The sequence below is a fragment of the Streptococcus oralis genome (assembly GCF_003944215.1).
Classification (GTDB): domain Bacteria; phylum Bacillota; class Bacilli; order Lactobacillales; family Streptococcaceae; genus Streptococcus; species Streptococcus oralis_BI.
Genome location: NZ_RJVZ01000012.1, coordinates 23,980 through 42,392 on the forward strand (window position 1 = coordinate 23,980; position 18,413 = coordinate 42,392).

The window sequence follows — 18,413 nt, forward strand, 5'->3', positions numbered from 1 at the left end:
GAAGGCGAGTGCCTTCTTTTGTTGTCTTTTACAATCCTGCAAATTCTTTGATTTCTTGAGCTGACATTGAAGAGTCGCAACGAACATTGATTTGACCATCTGCAACGTGGACAAAACCTGGTACAGTTGGAATTCCATAACGTGAACGGAAATCTTGCAAGGCTTCCAATTGGCTTGGTTCTTCACTGTTGATGAAGTAGATGTGTGCTTTGGTTTTAGCTACAACGCTTGCTAATGTAGCAGCAAATTTACGGCAGTAAGGGCAAGTTTTACGACCAATAAAGAAGGTTGCTGTTTCTTTATTATCAAGTGCTTCTTGCGCACGCGCAACTGTAGTCACTTCAAGGGCTTTAATATCTTCTAAAAACTGATTCATAAGAATACCTCTCTTTTTTGATAAAACTAGTATGCCACAAAGTTTCTAAAATTGCTTAGATTTGATACGAAAAAAAGATGAGATTAGCTGGTCTCATCTTTTATAGATTTTTATTTTACAAAAGCATTGATTTCTGCTTCGATATTAGCAATTTTAGCTTGTGATTCTTCATTACTTTCACCCACAACGGCAATGTAGAACTTGATTTTTGGTTCTGTACCTGAAGGGCGAACGGCAATCCAAGAACCGTCAGCAAGTGTGTATTTCAAGACATCACTTGGAGGAGTTGTCAAGTTTGTAACAGTACCGTCAGCAGCAGTAGCAGTTTGAGCCTTGAAGTCTTCTACGACAGTGATAGCTGTTGTGTTCCATTCTTTCGGACCATTGTCACGGAATTTAGCCATAATCGCTTTGATTTGCTCAGCTCCATCAACCCCTGAGAGAGTTACAGAGATAGTCTTTTCAGCGTAGTAACCGTACTCTTTGTAGATTTCTTCGATACCGTCAGCAAGAGTCAAGCCGCGTGAACGGTAGTAGGCAGCAAGCTCAGCAACGACAAGAACGGCTTGGATGGCGTCTTTATCACGTACGAATGGTTTAATCAAGTAACCGAAGCTTTCTTCAAATCCCATCATGTAAGTGTGATTGTGTTTTTCTTCGAATTCTTGAATCTTTTCAGCTATAAATTTGAAACCAGTCAAGACGTTAAACATAGTTGCGCCGTAGCTTTCAGCAATCTTCGTTACCAAGTCAGTTGATACGATAGACTTGCAGAGGGCTGCATTTGCAGGAAGTGTTCCAGCGTTTTTATGGGCTTCCAAGATGTATTTAGCCATGATGGCACCGATTTGGTTACCTGAAAGGTTGAGGTAGCTACCATCTTTTTGAAGAACTTCGACACCGACACGGTCAGCGTCAGGGTCAGTTGCGACAAGCACATCAGCACCAACTTGACGACCAAGTTCTTCAGCAAGTGCAAAGGCTGCTTGGTTTTCTGGGTTAGGAGACTTAACAGTTGAGAAGTCAGGGTCAGCAGTTGCTTGCGCTTCAACAACTTGAACAGAGTCAAATCCTGCTTGAGCAAGAGCGCGACGGGCCAACATTTCACCAGTACCATGAAGTGGTGTGTAGACAATCTTCATGTCTTTACCAAATTCTTCGATCAAGGCTGGGTTGATGTTAACATCTTTGACTTCTTTAAGGTATTCTACATCGACAGCTTCACCAATGACTTCAATCAAGCCAGAAGTTTTTTCAGCTTCCACATCAGCAACTTCAACTGCGAATGGATTTTCGATTGCACGGATGTAAGTCGTCAAAGCATCTGCATCGTGAGGAGGCATTTGTCCACCGTCTTCACCGTAAACCTTGTAACCGTTAAATGGAGCAGGGTTGTGACTGGCAGTAATCATGATACCTGCGAAACAGTTGAGGTGACGAACAGCGAATGAAAGTTCTGGAGTTGGACGGAGGCTTTCAAATACGTAAGATTTGATACCATGTTTTGCAAGAACTGCCGCAGATTCAAAGGCAAACTCAGGTGAGAAGTGACGACTATCGTAGGCAATTGCCACACCACGATCTTTTTCATTGCCACCTTTTGATTCAATCAATCGAGCCAAACCTTCAGTTGCTTGACGAACAACATAGATATTGATACGGTTAGTACCCGCACCAATTAAACCACGCATACCAGCAGTACCAAATTCAAGATTGGTATAGAAGGCATCTTCCTTTGTTTTTTCATCCATATTTTCCAAATCTTGACGAAGGTAGTCTGGAAGGTCAGCAAAATCGACCCATTTTTGATAATTTTCTTGGTAAGTCATAAAGTGTCTCCTTTTTTGTAAATTCTTTTAATCGCTTTCATTATATCACGATTTATCATTTTAGTAAAACGTTAGCATAACTTTCTGAAAAAGCTTGAAATGAAATGGATTCTATAGTCTTGAACCCCTTAGGGAAACATGCTATACTACCTATATGATTATTTTACAAGCCAATAAAATTGAACGTTCTTTTGCAGGCAAGCTTTTGTTTGATAATATAAACCTGCAAGTAGATGAACGAGACCGAATTGCTCTTGTTGGGAAAAATGGTGCAGGAAAGTCGACTCTGTTGAAGATTTTAGTTGGAGAAGAGGAGCCAACTAGTGGAGAAATCAATAAGAAAAAAGATGTTTCTCTGTCTTACCTAGCCCAAGATAGCCGTTTTGAGTCTGAAAATACCATCTACGATGAAATGCTCCATGTTTTTGATGATTTACGTCGAACGGAGAGACAACTACGTCAGATGGAATTGGAAATGGGTGAAAAGTCTGGTGAGGATTTGGATAAACTGATGGTGGATTATGATCGTTTGTCAGAAAATTTCCGTCAGGCTGGTGGTTTTACCTACGAAGCTGATATTCGAGCGATTTTAAATGGTTTCAAGTTTGATGAGACTATGTGGCAGATGAAAATTGCTGAGCTTTCAGGTGGTCAAAATACCCGTCTGGCACTAGCCAAAATGCTCCTTGAAAAGCCAAATCTCTTAGTCTTGGACGAACCAACCAACCACTTGGATATTGAAACCATTGCCTGGCTGGAGAATTACTTGGTGAACTATAGCGGTGCACTTATCATTGTCAGTCACGACCGTTATTTCTTGGACAAGGTTGCAACAATTACGCTCGATTTGACCAAGCATTCTTTGGATAGATATGTCGGAAATTACTCTCGTTTTGTTGAACAAAAAGAGCAAAAGTTAGCAACTGAGGCAAAAAATTATGAAAAGCAGCAGAAGGAAATCGCTGCTCTGGAAGACTTTGTCAATCGCAATCTAGTACGAGCTTCAACGACTAAACGTGCCCAATCTCGGCGTAAGCAACTGGAAAAAATGGAGCGTTTGGACAAGCCAGAAGCTGGTAAGAAATCAGCCAATATGACCTTTCAGTCTGAGAAAACGTCGGGTAATCTTGTCCTGACCGTTGAAAATGCAGCCATTGGTTATGATGGTGAAATATTGTCAGAGCCAATCAATCTCGACCTCCGTAAGATGAATGCTGTTGCCATCGTAGGACCAAATGGTATTGGGAAGTCAACCTTTATCAAGTCAATAGTAGACCAGATTCCTTTTATCAAAGGAGAGAAGCGTTTTGGAGCAAATGTTGAGGTTGGTTACTATGACCAGACTCAAAGCAAGTTAACACCTAGTAATACTGTTCTGGATGAACTTTGGAATGATTTTAAATTAACACCAGAGGTTGAAATCCGTAACCGCCTTGGCGCTTTCCTCTTCTCAGGGGATGATGTTAAAAAGTCAGTCGGAATGCTATCTGGTGGTGAACGCGCTCGTTTGCTTCTTGCTAAACTTTCGATGGAAAATAATAACTTCCTGATTTTGGACGAGCCGACCAACCACTTGGATATTGATAGCAAGGAAGTGCTAGAAAATGCCTTGATAGACTTTGATGGAACCCTTCTGTTTGTCAGTCACGACCGTTACTTTATCAATCGTGTAGCCACTCATGTCTTGGAATTGTCTGAGAATGGTTCGACTCTTTACTTGGGAGATTATGACTACTATGTTGATAAAAAGGCTGAAATGGAAGTCAGCCAGACAGAAGAAGTTTCAACTAGCAATCAAGCAAAAGAAGCAAGTTCAGTTAATGACTACCAAGCTCAGAAAGAAAGTCAGAAAGAAGCCCGTAAGCTCATGCGCCAAATAGAGAGTTTAGAGGCTGAAATCGAAGAGTTAGAAACTCAAAGTCAAGCCATTTCTGAACAAATGCTGGAAACCAACGATGCTGAAAAGCTCATGGAATTGCAGGCTGAACTGGACAAAATCAGCCATCGTCAGGAAGAGGCTATGCTTGAGTGGGAAGAATTATCGGAGCAGGTGTAAAGATGGAACATCTTGGAAAGGTATTTCGTGAATTTCGAACAAGTGGGAAGTACTCCTTGAAAGAGGCGGCAGGTGAATCATGTTCAACCTCTCAGTTATCTCGCTTCGAACTTGGAGAGTCTGATCTAGCAGTTTCTCGTTTCTTTGAGATTTTGGATAATATTCATGTGACCATTGAAAATTTTATGGATAAAGCTAGAGATTTCCAAAATCATGAACACGTTGCCTTGATGGCGCAGATTATTCCGCTTTACTACTCAAATGATATTGCAGGTTTTCAACAGCTTCAAAAAGAACAACTACAGAAAGCGAAGAGTTCGACCAATCCTCTCTATTTTGAGCTGAATTGGATTCTGCTACAAGGACTGATTTGTCAAAGAGATGCTCGTTACACGATGAGTCAGAGTGATTTGGATAAGGTAGCAGATTATCTTTTCCAAACAGAAGAATGGACCATGTATGAGTTGATCCTTTTTGGTAATCTCTATACTTTCTACAATGTGGACTATGTGGCTCGGATTGGTAGAGAAGTCATGGAGCGAGAAGACTACTACAAAGAAATTGGTCGACATCGAAAACTCGTTTTGATTCTAGCTCTTAACTGTTACCAGCATTGTTTGGAGAATCGCTCCTTTACGGATGCGGACTATTTCGAGGGTTATGTAGAGAAGCTGATTGGAAATGGTATCAAGCTTTATGAACGAAATATCTTCCATTATATCAAGGGATTTTCCCTCTACCAGAGAGGTCAGAAAGAAGAAGGTTGTAACCAGATGCAGGAAGCCATGCGTATTTTTGATGTGCTTGGACTTCCAGAGCAAGTGGCTTATTATCAGGAACATTATGAAAAATTTGTAAAAGATTGATTTTCCCAAATAAGGGAATAATAGAGTAACTCCTTCCAGTTTTGATACAATAGTTTCAAAATTTGAGAGGAGTTTTTATATGAATCGACATGCAGTACAGTTGATTAGCCGTGGTGCTATTAATAAAATTGGAAATATGCTCTATGACTATGGAAATAGTGTTTGGTTAGCCTCAATGGGAACGATAGGACAAACTGTTCTTGGGATTTATCAAATTTCTGAGTTGGTTACATCCATTCTAGTCAATCCCTTTGGCGGAGTGATTTCAGACCGCTTTTCACGTCGCAAAATTTTAATGACGACAGACTTTATTTGTGGCCTTCTCTGTTTAGCTATTTCTTTCATCAGAAATGATAGCTTGATGATTGCTGCCTTGATTTTTGCCAATATTGTTCAGGCGGTTGCCTTTGCATTTTCTCGTACAGCCAACAAAGCTATTATAACTGAGGTTGTAGAGAAAGACGAGATTGTGACCTATAATGCTCGCTTAGAGCTCGTTTTGCAGGTTGTAGGCGTTAGCTCCCCTGTACTTTCTTTCATCGTTTTACAATTTGCCAGTCTCCATATGACGCTCGTTTTAGATGCCATTAGTTTTTTCATCGCATTTTGTTTAGTGGCTCTTCTTCCCCAAAAAGAAATCCAAGTACATGAGAAAAAGAGTTTTAGTAGGAAAGACGTCTTTGTTGATATGAAGGCTGGACTACACTATATCTGGCATCAGAAAGAGATTTTCTTTCTTTTGTTAGTAGCTTCCAGTGTTAATTTCTTTTTTGCCGCTTTTGAATTTCTCCTCCCCTTTTCCAATCGCCTTTATGGGGTAGAAGGAGCCTATGCAAGCATTTTGACTATGGGCGCAATTGGTTCGATTATTGGAGCTCTTCTTGCTAGTAAGATAAAAGCAAGTGTTCATAGCCTTTTGATTTTACTAGCTTTGACTGGTATTGGAGTTTTTATGATGGGGTTACCACTGCCAACTGTTCTTTCTTTTTCCGGAAATTTAGTTTGTGAACTGTTTATGACAATTTTTAATATTCACTTTTTTACTCAGGTGCAAACCAAGGTTGAAAGTGAATATTTAGGTAGAGTATTAAGTACAATTTTTACTTTAGCAATTCTATTTATGCCTATTGCAAAAGGATTTATGACAGTGCTGCCAAGTGTACATCTCTCTTCTTTCCTGATAATCGGAAGCGGGGTTGTTATCCTGTCTTGTCTATCCCTTGTTTATGTCCGAAGTCGTTTTGAAAAAGACTTATAATTTCACTATCTTTAGAAAATATTTCAATACTAACCATTTTTCAGTCCTTCTCTATTGTGAGGAGGGCTTCATTTATGGTAAAATAATATTATGAATGAAAGAATGAATGAGTTAGTTGCCTTACTCAATCGCTATGCAACCGAGTACTATACAAGTGATAACCCCTCGGTTTCAGATAGCGAGTATGATCGCCTCTACCGAGAGTTAGTCGAGTTGGAAGCTGCCTATCCAGAACAAGTTTTAGCAGACAGTCCGACCCATCGTGTTGGTGGTAAGGTTTTAGATGGTTTTGAAAAATACAGTCATCAGTATCCTCTATATAGTTTGCAGGATGCTTTTTCACGTGAAGAGTTAGAAGCTTTTGATGCGCGCGTTCGCAAGGAACTCCCCCAACCCACCTATATCTGTGAATTGAAAATCGATGGTTTGTCTATTTCGCTTACTTATGAAAAGGGGATTTTGGTCGCTGGGGCGACACGTGGTGATGGTTCTATTGGAGAAAATATCACCGAAAACCTCAAGCGTGTCAAGGATATTCCCTTAACATTGCCAGAAAAACTTGATATTACCGTTCGTGGGGAGTGTTACATGCCACGCGCTTCTTTTGATCTGGTCAACCAAGCACGTCAAGAAAATGGAGAGCCTGAATTTGCCAATCCCCGTAATGCAGCAGCAGGAACCCTCCGTCAGTTGGATACAGCAGTAGTGGCCAAGCGTAATCTTGCGACTTTCCTCTATCAAGAAGCAAGCCCTTCTACTCGTGATAGCCAAGAAAAGGTTTTGAAGCATCTTGAACAGCTTGGCTTTGTAGTTAATCCTAAACGAATTCTGGCTGAAAGTATAGATGAGATATGGGATTTCATTCAAGAAGTTGGACAAGAACGGGATAATTTACCTTATGACATTGATGGGGTGGTGATCAAGGTCAATGACCTAGCAGGTCAAGAAGAGCTTGGTTTTACTGTTAAAGCGCCCAAGTGGGCAGTCGCCTACAAATTTCCTGCTGAAGAAAAAGAAGCCCAGCTCCTTTCAGTTGACTGGACAGTAGGTCGTACGGGTGTTGTGACCCCGACTGCCAATCTAACACCTGTTCAGCTTGCTGGGACAACTGTTAGCCGTGCAACCCTGCACAATGTGGACTATATCGCCGAAAAGGATATCCGAAAGGACGATACGGTTATCGTTTATAAGGCTGGAGACATCATCCCTGCTGTCTTGCGTGTTGTAGAGTCTAAACGTATTTCTGAAGAAAAACTAGATATTCCATCAAATTGTCCAAGTTGTGACAGTCAGTTGCTTCACTTTGAAGATGAAGTAGCCCTGCGTTGTATCAATCCTCGCTGCCCTGCCCAAATTATGGAAGGCTTGATTCACTTTGCCTCTCGAGATGCCATGAATATAACAGGGCTTGGTCCATCTATCGTTGAAAAACTTTTTGCTGCTAATCTGGTTAAGGATGTGGCAGATATTTACCGTTTGAAAGAAGACGATTTCCTCCTTTTAGAAGGTGTCAAGGAAAAATCTGCTTCTAAACTGTATCAGGCTATTCAAGCATCAAAGGAAAACTCTGCTGAAAAGCTCTTGTTTGGTCTGGGCGTTCGCCATGTCGGAAGTAAGGCTAGTCAGCTCTTACTCCAACATTTCCACTCTATTGAAAATCTAGCCCAAGCAGATCCAGAGGAAGTAGCAAGTATCGAAAGCTTGGGGAGTGTAATTGCGCAAAGTCTCCAGACTTATTTTGCTACAGAAGGGACTAAAATTCTCTTAGATGAGCTGAAAGAAGCTGGAGTCAATCTGGACTATAAAGGACAGACAGTAGTAGCAGATGCGGCCTTGTCAGGTTTGACCGTTGTACTCACGGGGAAATTGGAACGTCTCAAACGCTCAGAAGCAAAAAGTAAACTCGAAAGTCTAGGTGCCAAAGTAACAGGCAGTGTATCCAAGAAAACGGATCTTGTCGTAGCAGGAGCAGATGCAGGAAGCAAACTCCAAAAAGCTCAAGAACTTGGTATCGAAGTTCGAGACGAAGCTTGGTTGGAAAGTTTGTAATGATAGTAAAAACAAGGTGTCAGATAGTCTGAAAGTGTCCCTCCTGATGTGTTTTGACATGGTTAAAATCTGTTGTCCATTGTGATGAAATGCCAACTGAATCCATCAGCACCAAATAAAATTAAAATAGAAATTAGAAATTAGGAAAAAACATGTACAATTATCCCGTTCTACTCCATTTTCATAGAAAAAATGGAGATTATACAGTTTGCTCATTTAACACAGACCGAGATGAAAACAAAAGCTCCTTAACTTCAGAGACCACTTATTTTGGTCTTCAGTTTTCTTTCACCGTGACCAGTCAGGAGAAGGTGGATAGTTTCACCTTCAAAGCCGAGATAGATGGTGTATTAAAAGAATATCTTGTACGTTTTAACTACTATCCCTTGCTGACAGAAGCATGGATTTTAGAGGGAGACGAGACTGTGTATTATTCAGAAAATCCAGCTATTGCTAGTCCATATTATAAGGATCAGAATCCATTTGCCTTTGATAAAGCCATCCATTGCGCAAGCTTTGATCATCACTGGGGATACCAAGGAGACTTGGGCTGCCAAGGATCTGATTCCCAGACCAGTTTTAAACTTTGGGCTCCAACAGCTACAGCTGTTCAGGTGGTTGTCTATGAAAACACTAGTAACGATGCACCCATTTGGAAAACATTTAATCTAGAGCGTGGCAATAGCTATTCATATAGTCATAAGTACAATACCATTGGTGTGTGGAGTCTAGACTTAGATGAAAATCTTGCTGGTAAGGCTTATCAGTATCAAATTGAATTTCCTCACCACCAGACTTTGACGAGAGATCCTTACACAACTGCAACAAGTCCTGACGGGAAACGTTCTGTAATTCTTTCTCATCAGGACAGACAAGTAGAAAGATTTGAAGTCAGACATGGGACAGAAGCGCCATGGCGTTTGGAGAATCCATGTAAAGCAGTTATCTGTGAAATGCATATTCGTGATTTTACCCAATCGCCTACATCTGGTGTTCCTGAAGAACTCCGCGGAACCTTCTTGGGTGCTGCTCAGACTGGAACAGTTAACCAGTACGGTCAAGCAACCGCCTTTGACTATATTAAAGAACTTGGTTGCAACTATGTTCAACTTCAGCCTATCTTTGATCGTCATAAGGAATATGATCAGGATGGAAATGTAACCTATAACTGGGGTTATGACCCTCAAAACTACAATGCTCCAGAAACAAGTTTCTCTAGTAATCCAGATGATCCCGGACAAGTTATTCGAGACCTCAAGACCATGATTCAGGCTTATCATGATGCAGGAATCGGTGTCATTATGGACGTGGTTTATAACCATACCTTCTCAACAGTTGATGCTCCATTCCAGACAACTGTTCCCGATTATTTCTATCGTATGAATCGTGATGGAACTTTTCAAAACGGTACGGGAGTAGGAAATGAAACTGCAAGTGAACACGAGATGTTCCGCAAGTATATGATTGATTCCATCCTTTATTGGGTGAAAGAATACAATATTGACGGTTTCCGTTTCGACTTGATGGGCATTCATGATGTCAAAACTATGCAGGCAATTCGTTGGGCGCTAGATGAGGTTGATCCCCGTATTATCACTTATGGAGAAGGCTGGGATATGGGAACAGGTCTTGCTCCTTATGACAAGGCTAAGAAGGATAACGCCCACCAGATGCCAAATATAGGTTTCTTCAACGATAATCAGCGTGATGCGATCAAAGGAGGAGAAGTTTATGGAGCAATCAAATCAGGATTTGTGAGTGGTGCTGCTACAGAACCAATCGTCGCCAAGGCCATTCTTGGTAGCCGAGAATTGGGGTCTTATCTCAGTCCAAACCAGGTTCTCAACTATGTTGAAGCCCATGATAATTATAATCTTCATGATTTGCTGGCGACTCTTCATCCTGATCAAAGTTCAGACCAGATTATGCGCAAGGTCGAGACAGCGACAGCGATGAATCTCCTCATGCAAGGAATGTCCTTTATGGAAATTGGCCAAGAATTTGGTCGAACCAAGTTAATTCCGACAGGCGAACATGGAGAACTTACTCCAGCAGACCGAGAACGTGCTATGAATAGTTACAATGCTCCTGACAGTGTCAACCAAATAAACTGGGATTTGATCAATGAAAGACAAGAGAGCATTGACTTTGTCCGTCAGATTATTCGACTGAAAACACAGACTAGCGCCTTTTCTTATCCTACATACGAAGAAGTTTACCGTCATGTCTTTGTCCACACAGCTGCAGAAAATAGCGGATGGATTGTTTACGAGATTCACGGGGGACCAGAACATCTATTGGTGGTATTCAATGCCAAGGGAACTTCCTTCTACTTTGAAAATGCAGGTAAGCTTGAAATGTTCCTTACCAACAGTCGTTCAAAACAAGAAAATGTTATTGATGATATTAGTGTCGCAGTTTTAAAAGTGCTCTCATAAATTAATGTAGTAAAAAGGGTTAGATTATCTAATCCTTTTTGTCATTTATGAGGTTTTTAATGAAGAGTAGAATTAAGTTTCAAATAATTTGAAGGATCAAGATTGTGAAAATAATCTCAATTTTTTCACAAAAAGGGTTGTAATTTTCTGAAAATTTGATAAAATAAGTCTTAATCATTTTCAGGAGGAAGAGAATTTGACAAATTATCAGAATTTAGTAAATGGAAAATGGAAATCATCTGAAAAGGAAATTACAATCTATTCACCCATTAATCAGGAAAAGCTGGGAACAGTACCAGCTATGAGTCAAGCTGAAGTAGATGAGGCTATGAAAGCTGCGCGTGCAGCTCTCCCAGCATGGCGTGATTTAGCACCAGTTGAGCGTGCAGCCTATTTGCATAAGACAGCAGACATTTTGGAACGTGATAAAGAAAAAATTGGTACAATTCTTGCCAAAGAGGTTGCTAAAGGGATAAAAGCAGCCATTGGAGAAGTAGTACGTACAGCAGATTTGATTCGTTTTGCTGCAGAAGAAGGTCTCCGTATCACTGGACAAGCAATGGAAGGTGGCGGTTTTGAAGCTGCAAGTAAAAACAAACTAGCCGTTGTCCGTCGTGAGCCAGTTGGTGTCGTTTTAGCTATCGCGCCATTTAACTATCCAGTTAACCTTTCTGGATCTAAGATTGCTCCAGCTTTGATTGCAGGGAATGTCGTCATGTTTAAACCGCCAACACAAGGATCTATCTCAGGTCTGTTATTAGCCAAGGCTTTTGATGAGGCAGGTATCCCAGCAGGAGTATTTAATACGATAACTGGACGTGGTTCTGAAATCGGTGACTACATCATTGAACACAAGGAAGTGAACTTCATTAACTTTACAGGTTCAACACCGATCGGTGAGCGAATCGGTCGTTTAGCTGGAATGCGTCCTATCATGCTTGAACTTGGTGGGAAAGATGCAGCTATCGTTCTCGAAGATGCAGACTTGGAACACGCAGCTAAACAAATCGTCGGTGGAGCCTTTAGCTATTCAGGACAACGTTGTACTGCCATCAAGCGTGTCTTGGTTGTGGAAAGTGTGGCGGATAAATTGGCTGAATTACTTCAAGCTGAAGTTGCTAAGCTAACAGTCGGTGACCCATTTGACAATGCAGATATCACACCTGTTGTTGACAATGCTTCAGCTGATTTCATCTGGGGATTGATTCAGGACGCTCAAGAAAAGGGTGCCAAAGCGCTCAGTCCAATCAAACGTGAGGGCAATCTCATTTGGCCGGGACTTTTTGATTATGTCACAAGAGATATGAAATTAGCTTGGGAAGAACCGTTTGGTCCTGTTCTGCCAATTATCCGTGTTTCCGATGCAAATGAAGCGGTAGCAATTGCCAACGAATCTGAGTTCGGTCTTCAATCCTCTGTCTTTACAAATGACTTTAAGAAGGCATTTGAAATCGCTGAAAAGCTTGAAGTCGGTACTGTTCATATTAATAACAAAACACAACGTGGACCAGATAATTTCCCATTCCTTGGTGTAAAGGGTTCTGGTGCAGGAGTGCAAGGGATTAAATACAGCATTGAAGCAATGACAAATGTCAAATCCATTGTTTTTGATGTGAAATAATTTCTAAAATCAGGAAATAACATTCCTGATTTTTATTTTTACTAAAAAATCCAGTTAAAAATTGAAAAATAACGAATGTTTTGATATTATACTAAGAAAATATATGCAAATCGTTCATTTTTTCAACAATTAAATGAAAAAATTATATAATGTTAAAATATATTTTCTAAAATTTTCAAGATAATTTTGGTGAAATTCCGTAAATTACTTGAAAGTTATCTTAAAAGAGTGTATAATAGAATTATAGAAAACGCTTACAAAAAGAAAGGGGATTGGATGAATAATCAAGAAGCATTGAGAACCTTCACTACTGGAGAAAATTTTCATCTTCAGCACTATCTAGGAGCACATAAAGAGGAAAAAAACGGAGAAATTGGTTTTACTTTCCGTGTTTGGGCACCTAACGCTCAGGCTGTGCACTTAGTTGGTGATTTTACAAACTGGACAGAGCACCAAATTCCTATGGTACGGAATGAATCGGGTGTTTGGGAAGTCTTCACAAGTCTGGCTCATGAAGGGCAGATTTATAAGTATCATATCACGCGTGCAAATGGGCACCAGATTATGAAAATTGATCCATTGGCGGTTCGTTTTGAGGCCCGCCCAGAGACTGGAGCCATCCTGACTGATATTCCAGAGAAAAAATGGAAAGATGGTCTTTGGCTAGCTAGGAGAAAACGCTGGGGCTTTTTTGAGAGACCAGTCAATATTTATGAAGCCCACGCTGGATCTTGGAAGAGAAATCCAGATGGTAGTCCATACAGCTTTGCACAACTCAAGGAAGAACTCATTCCATACCTTGTTGAGATGAACTACACTCACATCGAGTTTATGCCTTTAATGGCTCACCCGCTTGGATTGAGTTGGGGCTACCAGCTTATGGGTTACTTTGCTATGGAGCATTCTTACGGGCGACCAGAAGAATTCCAAGATTTTGTTGAGGAATGTCATTTAAACAATATCGGTGTAATTGTGGATTGGGTTCCAGGTCATTTTACCATCAACGATGACGCCCTTGCTTATTACGATGGAACACCAACTTTTGAATACCAAGACCACAATAAGGCCCATAACTACGGTTGGGGAGCTCTTAACTTTGACCTTGGGAAGAATGAAGTTCAGTCCTTCTTGATTTCTAGCATTAAATTCTGGATTGAGTTTTATCATTTAGATGGTATTCGTGTAGATGCTGTGAGCAATATGCTCTACCTAGACTATGATAATGCTCCTTGGACTCCAAACAAAGACGGTGGCAATCTCAACTACGAAGGCTACTATTTCCTTCAACGTTTGAACACTGTTATCAAGTTAGCTCATCCAGATGTGATGATGATTGCAGAAGAAAGTTCATCAGCAACAAAGATTACTGGTATGAAAGAAATGGGCGGTCTAGGATTTGACTACAAGTGGAATATGGGTTGGATGAATGATATTCTCCGTTTCTACGAGGAAGATCCGATTTACCGCAAGTATGACTTTAATCTGGTGACTTTCAGCTTTATGTATGTTTTCAATGAAAACTATCTCTTACCTTTCTCACATGATGAAGTCGTACATGGTAAGAAGAGCATGATGCACAAGATGTGGGGAGATCGATACAATCAATTTGCAGGACTACGCAATCTCTACACTTATCAGATTTGTCATCCAGGTAAGAAACTCTTGTTCATGGGAAGCGAATATGGTCAGTTCTTAGAGTGGAAGTCTGAGGAACAGCTAGAATGGTCTAACTTGGAAGATCCAATGAATGCTAAGATGAAGTACTTCACTTCTCAACTCAATCAATTCTATAAAGAGCATCGTTGCCTTTGGGAAATTGACACCAGCTACGACGGCATCGAAATTATCGATGCGGATAATAGAGATCAGAGTGTCCTTTCCTTTATTCGTAAGAGTAAAAAGGGTGAAATGCTAGTCTGTGTCTTTAATATGGCGCCTGTTGAACGAAAAGACTTTACAATCGGACTTCCTGTCGCGGGAGTTTATGAAGAAGTTTGGAATACAGAATTGGAACAATGGGGTGGTGTCTGGAAAGAATACAACCAAACGGTTCAAACCCAAGAAGGATTATGGAAGGATTATGAGCAGACCTTGACCTTCACCTTGCCAGCTATGGGGGCAAGTATCTGGAAGATTAAACGTCGCTTGAAACCAACTAAAACTGTCACAAATAAAACCCAAAAAGGAGTAGAAAATGAAGAATGAAATGCTAGCTTTGATCCTTGCAGGTGGGCAAGGAACACGTCTCGGAAAACTCACTCAAAGCATTGCCAAACCAGCAGTGCAATTCGGTGGGCGCTACCGTATCATTGACTTTGCTCTTTCAAACTGTGCTAACTCTGGGATTCACAACGTCGGTGTGATTACACAATACCAGCCTCTTGCCTTGAACAACCACATCGGAAATGGTTCGAGCTGGGGACTAGATGGCATTAATACAGGTGTTTCTATCCTTCAACCCTACTCTGCAAGTGAAGGAAACCGTTGGTTTGAAGGGACTAGCCACGCTATCTACCAAAACATTGACTACATCGACAGTGTTAACCCAGAATACGTCTTGATCCTTTCTGGTGACCATATTTACAAGATGGACTATGATGACATGCTTCAGTCTCATAAGGACAACAACGCCAGCTTGACAGTAGCTGTTCTAGATGTGCCTCTCAAAGAAGCTAGTCGCTTTGGTATCATGAATACAGATGCCAATAATCGTATCGTCGAATTCGAAGAAAAACCAGCAGAACCTAAGTCTACTAAAGCTTCTATGGGAATCTATATTTTTGACTGGAAACGTCTACGCAACATGCTAGTAGCCGCTGAAAAGAGCAAGGTAGATATGTCAGATTTCGGTAAAAACGTTATTCCAAACTACCTTGAGTCTGGAGAAAGCGTTTATGCTTATGAATTCAAAGGCTACTGGAAAGACGTTGGTACTATCGAGTCTCTATGGGAAGCAAATATGGAATACATTGATCCAAATAACGCTTTGGATAGTCGTGATCGTCAGTGGAAAATCTACTCACGGAACTTGATTTCACCACCAAACTTTATTGGAAAACACGCTCATGTAGAAGATTCTTTAGTTGTGGATGGCTGTCTCGTGGATGGAACTGTTAAGCATTCCATTCTCTCAACAGAAGCGCAAGTACGTGAGGGTGCTGAAGTAGTAGACTCTGTAATCATGAGTGGTGCCATTATCGGAAAAGGTGCAAAAATTAAACGTGCCATCATTGGTGAAGGTGCTGTTATTTCTGAAGGTGTCGAAATTGATGGAACAGACGAAGTACAAGTAGTAGGATATGATGAAGTAGTGGGGGTAGCAACAGATGAAGATTGATAAATATTCAGCCATTTTAGGAAACACCGTTGGTTTTCACGATATGTCAACTTTGACAGATCATCGTCCAGTAGCCAGTTTGCCATTTGGAGCAAAATATCGTTTGATCGACTTCCCTCTCTCTAGCCTTGCAAATGCTGGTGTTCGTAGTGTCTTTGGAATTTTCCAACAAGACAATATTAGTTCAGTCTTTGACCACATTCGTTCAGGACGTGAGTGGGGCTTATCTACCCTTCTCAGTCACTACTATCTAGGTATTTATAATACGCGTGTTGAAAGTAGCACAGTTGGGAAAGAATATTACCAACAGCTTCTCACTTATTTGAAACGTTCAGGGTCAAATCAGACAGTTGCACTTAACTGTGATATCGTGGTGAATATTGACCTCAATCAAGTATTCCATTTACATACTACTGCCGGTCGTCCGATTACAGTTGTTTATAAGAAATTACCTAAAAAGGATATTTCAGATGTTAATGCCATCTTGGAAGTCGATGAAACAGACCGTGTTCTTTCTCATAAACTTTTTGATGCCAAATCAACAGATGAACTTTTCAACATGTCTACAGATATATTCGTTGTTGATACTCCGTGGTTGATTAAGCGTTTGGAAGAAGAAGTTCAAAAAGAATACCCAGAAAAATTACGCTATGTTTTACGTGAGTTGGCAGCTAAAGAAGGTGCTTTTGCTTATGAATACACTGGCTACCTAGCCAATGTTCACTCTGTTCAATCCTATTATCAAGCCAATATTGATATGCTAGAGTCTCAAAAATTCTACTCTCTCTTCTCACCTAACCAAAAAATTTATACCAAGGTTAAGAATGAAGAACCAACTTACTACTCAAACACCTCTAAGGTAAGTACTTCGCAGTTCGCCTCTGGTAGTATCATAGAGGGTGAAGTAGTTCAGTCGGTCCTATCACGTAATATTCACGTTCATAAGGATAGTCTAGTTAAAGACAGTCTTCTCTTCCCACGTGTTGTGATTGGTCAAGGTGCCCAAGTTGAATATGCCATCTTGGACAAAGGGGTTGAAGTTGCTGACGGTGTCGTTATTCGCGGTACTGCAGAACACCCAGTTGTAGTCAAAAAAGGCGAAAAAGTTACAGAGGATATTCATTCATGAAAATTTTATTCGTAGCAGCAGAGGGTGCGCCCTTTTCAAAAACAGGTGGTTTGGGAGATGTCATTGGCGCTCTTCCAAAATCACTGGTAAAGGCAGGGCACGAAGTTGCGGTTGTCTTACCTTACTATGACATGGTAGAGGCTAAATTCGGCGACCAGATTGAGGATGTTCTTCACTTTGAAGTGAGTGTAGGATGGCGTAGACAGTACTGTGGTATTAAGAAGACCGTCTTGAATGGTGTTACCTTCTACTTCGTAGACAATCAAACGTATTTCTTCCGAGGTCATGTTTACGGAGATTTCGATGATGGTGAACGTTTTGCCTTCTTCCAACTGGCTGCTCTTGAAGCCATGGAGCGAATTGATTTCATTCCAGATATTCTCCATGCCCATGATTATCACACCGCTATGATTCCTTTTCTCTTGAAGGAAAAATACAGATGGATTCAGGCATATCAAGGAATCAGAACCGTTTTAACTATTCATAATTTGGAATTCCAAGGTCAGTTTTCTGAAGGAATGTTGTGGGATTTGTTCGGTGTCGGTTTTGAACGTTACGCTGATGGGACCCTTCGCTGGAATGATTGCCTCAACTGGATGAAAGCAGGTATTCTCTACGCGGATCGTGTCTCAACCGTATCGCCTAGCTATGCACATGAGATTATGACTAGTCAATTCGGTTGCGGTTTGGATCAGATTCTTAGAATGGAGTCTGGTAAGGTTTCAGGTATTGTCAATGGTATCGACGCAGATCTCTATAATCCAGAGACAGATGCTCTTTTAGACCATCATTTTGATAAGGATGATTTGTCTGGAAAGGCGCAAAATAAGGCAAAATTGCAAGAGAGAGTTGGTCTACCTGTACGAGCAGATGTGCCACTAGTTGGGATTGTTTCTCGTTTGACAAGACAAAAAGGCTTTGATGTTGTTGTGGAAAGCTTGCATCGTTTCTTACAAGAGGACGTTCAAATTGTACTTTTAGGAACAGGTGATCCAGCATTTGAACATTCCTTCTCTTGGTTTGCTCAAGTTTATCCTGATAAGCTATCAGCAAATATCACGTTTGACGTCAAACTTGCTCAAGAAATCTACGCAGCTTGTGACCTCTTCCTCATGCCGAGTCGTTTTGAACCATGTGGCTTGTCTCAAATGATGGCTATGCGTTATGGAACTCTACCATTGGTTCATGAAGTGGGTGGATTGCGTGATACTGTTCAAGCTTTCAATCCGATCGAAGGAACTGGTACTGGATTTAGCTTTGATAATTTAACACCATACTGGCTTAACTGGAGTTTCCAAACAGCCTTGGATGTTTATAAGTACCAGCCGGACGTTTGGAAAAATCTACAAAAACAAGCTATGGAATGCGATTTCTCATGGGACACAGCTTGTAAGTCTTATCTTGACTTGTACCATAGTTTAGTCAACTAATAGATAAAATCGTATGATTCTTTC

General features: G+C 40.8%; 12 protein-coding genes. 10 read left to right on the plus strand and 2 right to left on the minus strand.

Annotation, left to right across the window (positions count from 1 at the left end):
• Positions 1-28 precede the first annotated feature (28 nt).
• The gene (locus D8804_RS07605; RefSeq protein ID WP_125399361.1) at positions 29-376 is read right to left on the minus strand and encodes a DUF6568 family protein; all 348 of its coding nucleotides are present in this window, start codon (positions 374-376) and stop codon (positions 29-31) included.
• Positions 377-486: 110 nt separating this feature from the next.
• Positions 487-2,205: a phospho-sugar mutase gene (locus tag D8804_RS07610; protein WP_125399362.1), complete on the minus strand. Its 1,719-nt coding sequence runs from the start codon at positions 2,203-2,205 to the stop codon at positions 487-489.
• 154 nt (positions 2,206-2,359) lie between these two features.
• Between D8804_RS07610 and D8804_RS07615 the strand changes: the two genes are divergently transcribed.
• From D8804_RS07615 to glgA, 10 genes are all read left to right on the plus strand, one after another.
• A complete protein-coding gene (locus tag D8804_RS07615) occupies positions 2,360-4,261 on the plus strand; it encodes an ABC-F family ATP-binding cassette domain-containing protein (protein WP_125399363.1) in 1,902 nt (633 codons plus the stop codon).
• A 2-nt stretch (positions 4,262-4,263) separates the two neighbouring features.
• Positions 4,264-5,127 carry an Rgg family transcriptional regulator gene (locus D8804_RS07620; protein ID WP_125399379.1) on the plus strand — a complete coding sequence of 288 codons (864 nt, stop codon included), beginning with the start codon at positions 4,264-4,266 and terminating at the stop codon, positions 5,125-5,127.
• A 79-nt stretch (positions 5,128-5,206) separates the two neighbouring features.
• A complete protein-coding gene (locus tag D8804_RS07625) occupies positions 5,207-6,385 on the plus strand; it encodes an MFS transporter (protein WP_125399364.1) in 1,179 nt (392 codons plus the stop codon).
• Positions 6,386-6,475: 90 nt separating this feature from the next.
• On the plus strand, positions 6,476-8,434 hold the full coding sequence (gene ligA, locus D8804_RS07630; protein WP_125399365.1) for an NAD-dependent DNA ligase LigA: 1,959 nt from the start codon (positions 6,476-6,478) through the stop codon (positions 8,432-8,434).
• A gap of 152 nt (positions 8,435-8,586) precedes the next feature.
• The gene (gene pulA, locus D8804_RS07635; RefSeq protein ID WP_084925848.1) at positions 8,587-10,872 is read left to right on the plus strand and encodes a type I pullulanase; all 2,286 of its coding nucleotides are present in this window, start codon (positions 8,587-8,589) and stop codon (positions 10,870-10,872) included.
• A 196-nt stretch (positions 10,873-11,068) separates the two neighbouring features.
• On the plus strand, positions 11,069-12,493 hold the full coding sequence (locus D8804_RS07640; protein ID WP_125399366.1) for an NADP-dependent glyceraldehyde-3-phosphate dehydrogenase: 1,425 nt from the start codon (positions 11,069-11,071) through the stop codon (positions 12,491-12,493).
• Positions 12,494-12,769: 276 nt separating this feature from the next.
• Positions 12,770-14,698 (plus strand): 1,4-alpha-glucan branching protein GlgB, encoded by a 1,929-nt coding sequence (gene glgB, locus D8804_RS07645; RefSeq protein ID WP_125399367.1) that lies wholly within the window; start codon positions 12,770-12,772, stop codon positions 14,696-14,698.
• A complete protein-coding gene (locus D8804_RS07650) occupies positions 14,688-15,830 on the plus strand; it encodes a glucose-1-phosphate adenylyltransferase (protein ID WP_000787259.1) in 1,143 nt (380 codons plus the stop codon). Before glgB ends, D8804_RS07650 begins: the two co-directional genes overlap by 11 nt.
• Positions 15,820-16,959 (plus strand): glucose-1-phosphate adenylyltransferase subunit GlgD, encoded by a 1,140-nt coding sequence (glgD, locus tag D8804_RS07655; RefSeq protein ID WP_000687022.1) that lies wholly within the window; start codon positions 15,820-15,822, stop codon positions 16,957-16,959. Before D8804_RS07650 ends, glgD begins: the two co-directional genes overlap by 11 nt.
• Positions 16,956-18,389: a glycogen synthase GlgA gene (gene glgA, locus D8804_RS07660; protein WP_125399368.1), complete on the plus strand. Its 1,434-nt coding sequence runs from the start codon at positions 16,956-16,958 to the stop codon at positions 18,387-18,389. The genes glgD and glgA overlap by 4 nt, the downstream gene beginning before the upstream one ends.
• Positions 18,390-18,413 lie beyond the last annotated feature (24 nt).

What these genes read in the sequence shown, in the direction of transcription:
- D8804_RS07605 (WP_125399361.1), bottom strand. Translation starts at nt 376, where the DNA reads ATGAATCAGTTTTTAGAAGATATTAAAGCCCTTGAAGTGACTACAGTT.
- D8804_RS07610 (WP_125399362.1), bottom strand. Translation starts at nt 2,205, where the DNA reads ATGACTTACCAAGAAAATTATCAAAAATGGGTCGATTTTGCTGACCTT.
- D8804_RS07615 (WP_125399363.1), top strand. Translation starts at nt 2,360, where the DNA reads ATGATTATTTTACAAGCCAATAAAATTGAACGTTCTTTTGCAGGCAAG.
- D8804_RS07620 (WP_125399379.1), top strand. Translation starts at nt 4,264, where the DNA reads ATGGAACATCTTGGAAAGGTATTTCGTGAATTTCGAACAAGTGGGAAG.
- D8804_RS07625 (WP_125399364.1), top strand. Translation starts at nt 5,207, where the DNA reads ATGAATCGACATGCAGTACAGTTGATTAGCCGTGGTGCTATTAATAAA.
- ligA (WP_125399365.1), top strand. Translation starts at nt 6,476, where the DNA reads ATGAATGAAAGAATGAATGAGTTAGTTGCCTTACTCAATCGCTATGCA.
- pulA (WP_084925848.1), top strand. Translation starts at nt 8,587, where the DNA reads ATGTACAATTATCCCGTTCTACTCCATTTTCATAGAAAAAATGGAGAT.
- glgB (WP_125399367.1), top strand. Translation starts at nt 12,770, where the DNA reads ATGAATAATCAAGAAGCATTGAGAACCTTCACTACTGGAGAAAATTTT.
- D8804_RS07650 (WP_000787259.1), top strand. Translation starts at nt 14,688, where the DNA reads ATGAAGAATGAAATGCTAGCTTTGATCCTTGCAGGTGGGCAAGGAACA.
- glgD (WP_000687022.1), top strand. Translation starts at nt 15,820, where the DNA reads ATGAAGATTGATAAATATTCAGCCATTTTAGGAAACACCGTTGGTTTT.
- glgA (WP_125399368.1), top strand. Translation starts at nt 16,956, where the DNA reads ATGAAAATTTTATTCGTAGCAGCAGAGGGTGCGCCCTTTTCAAAAACA.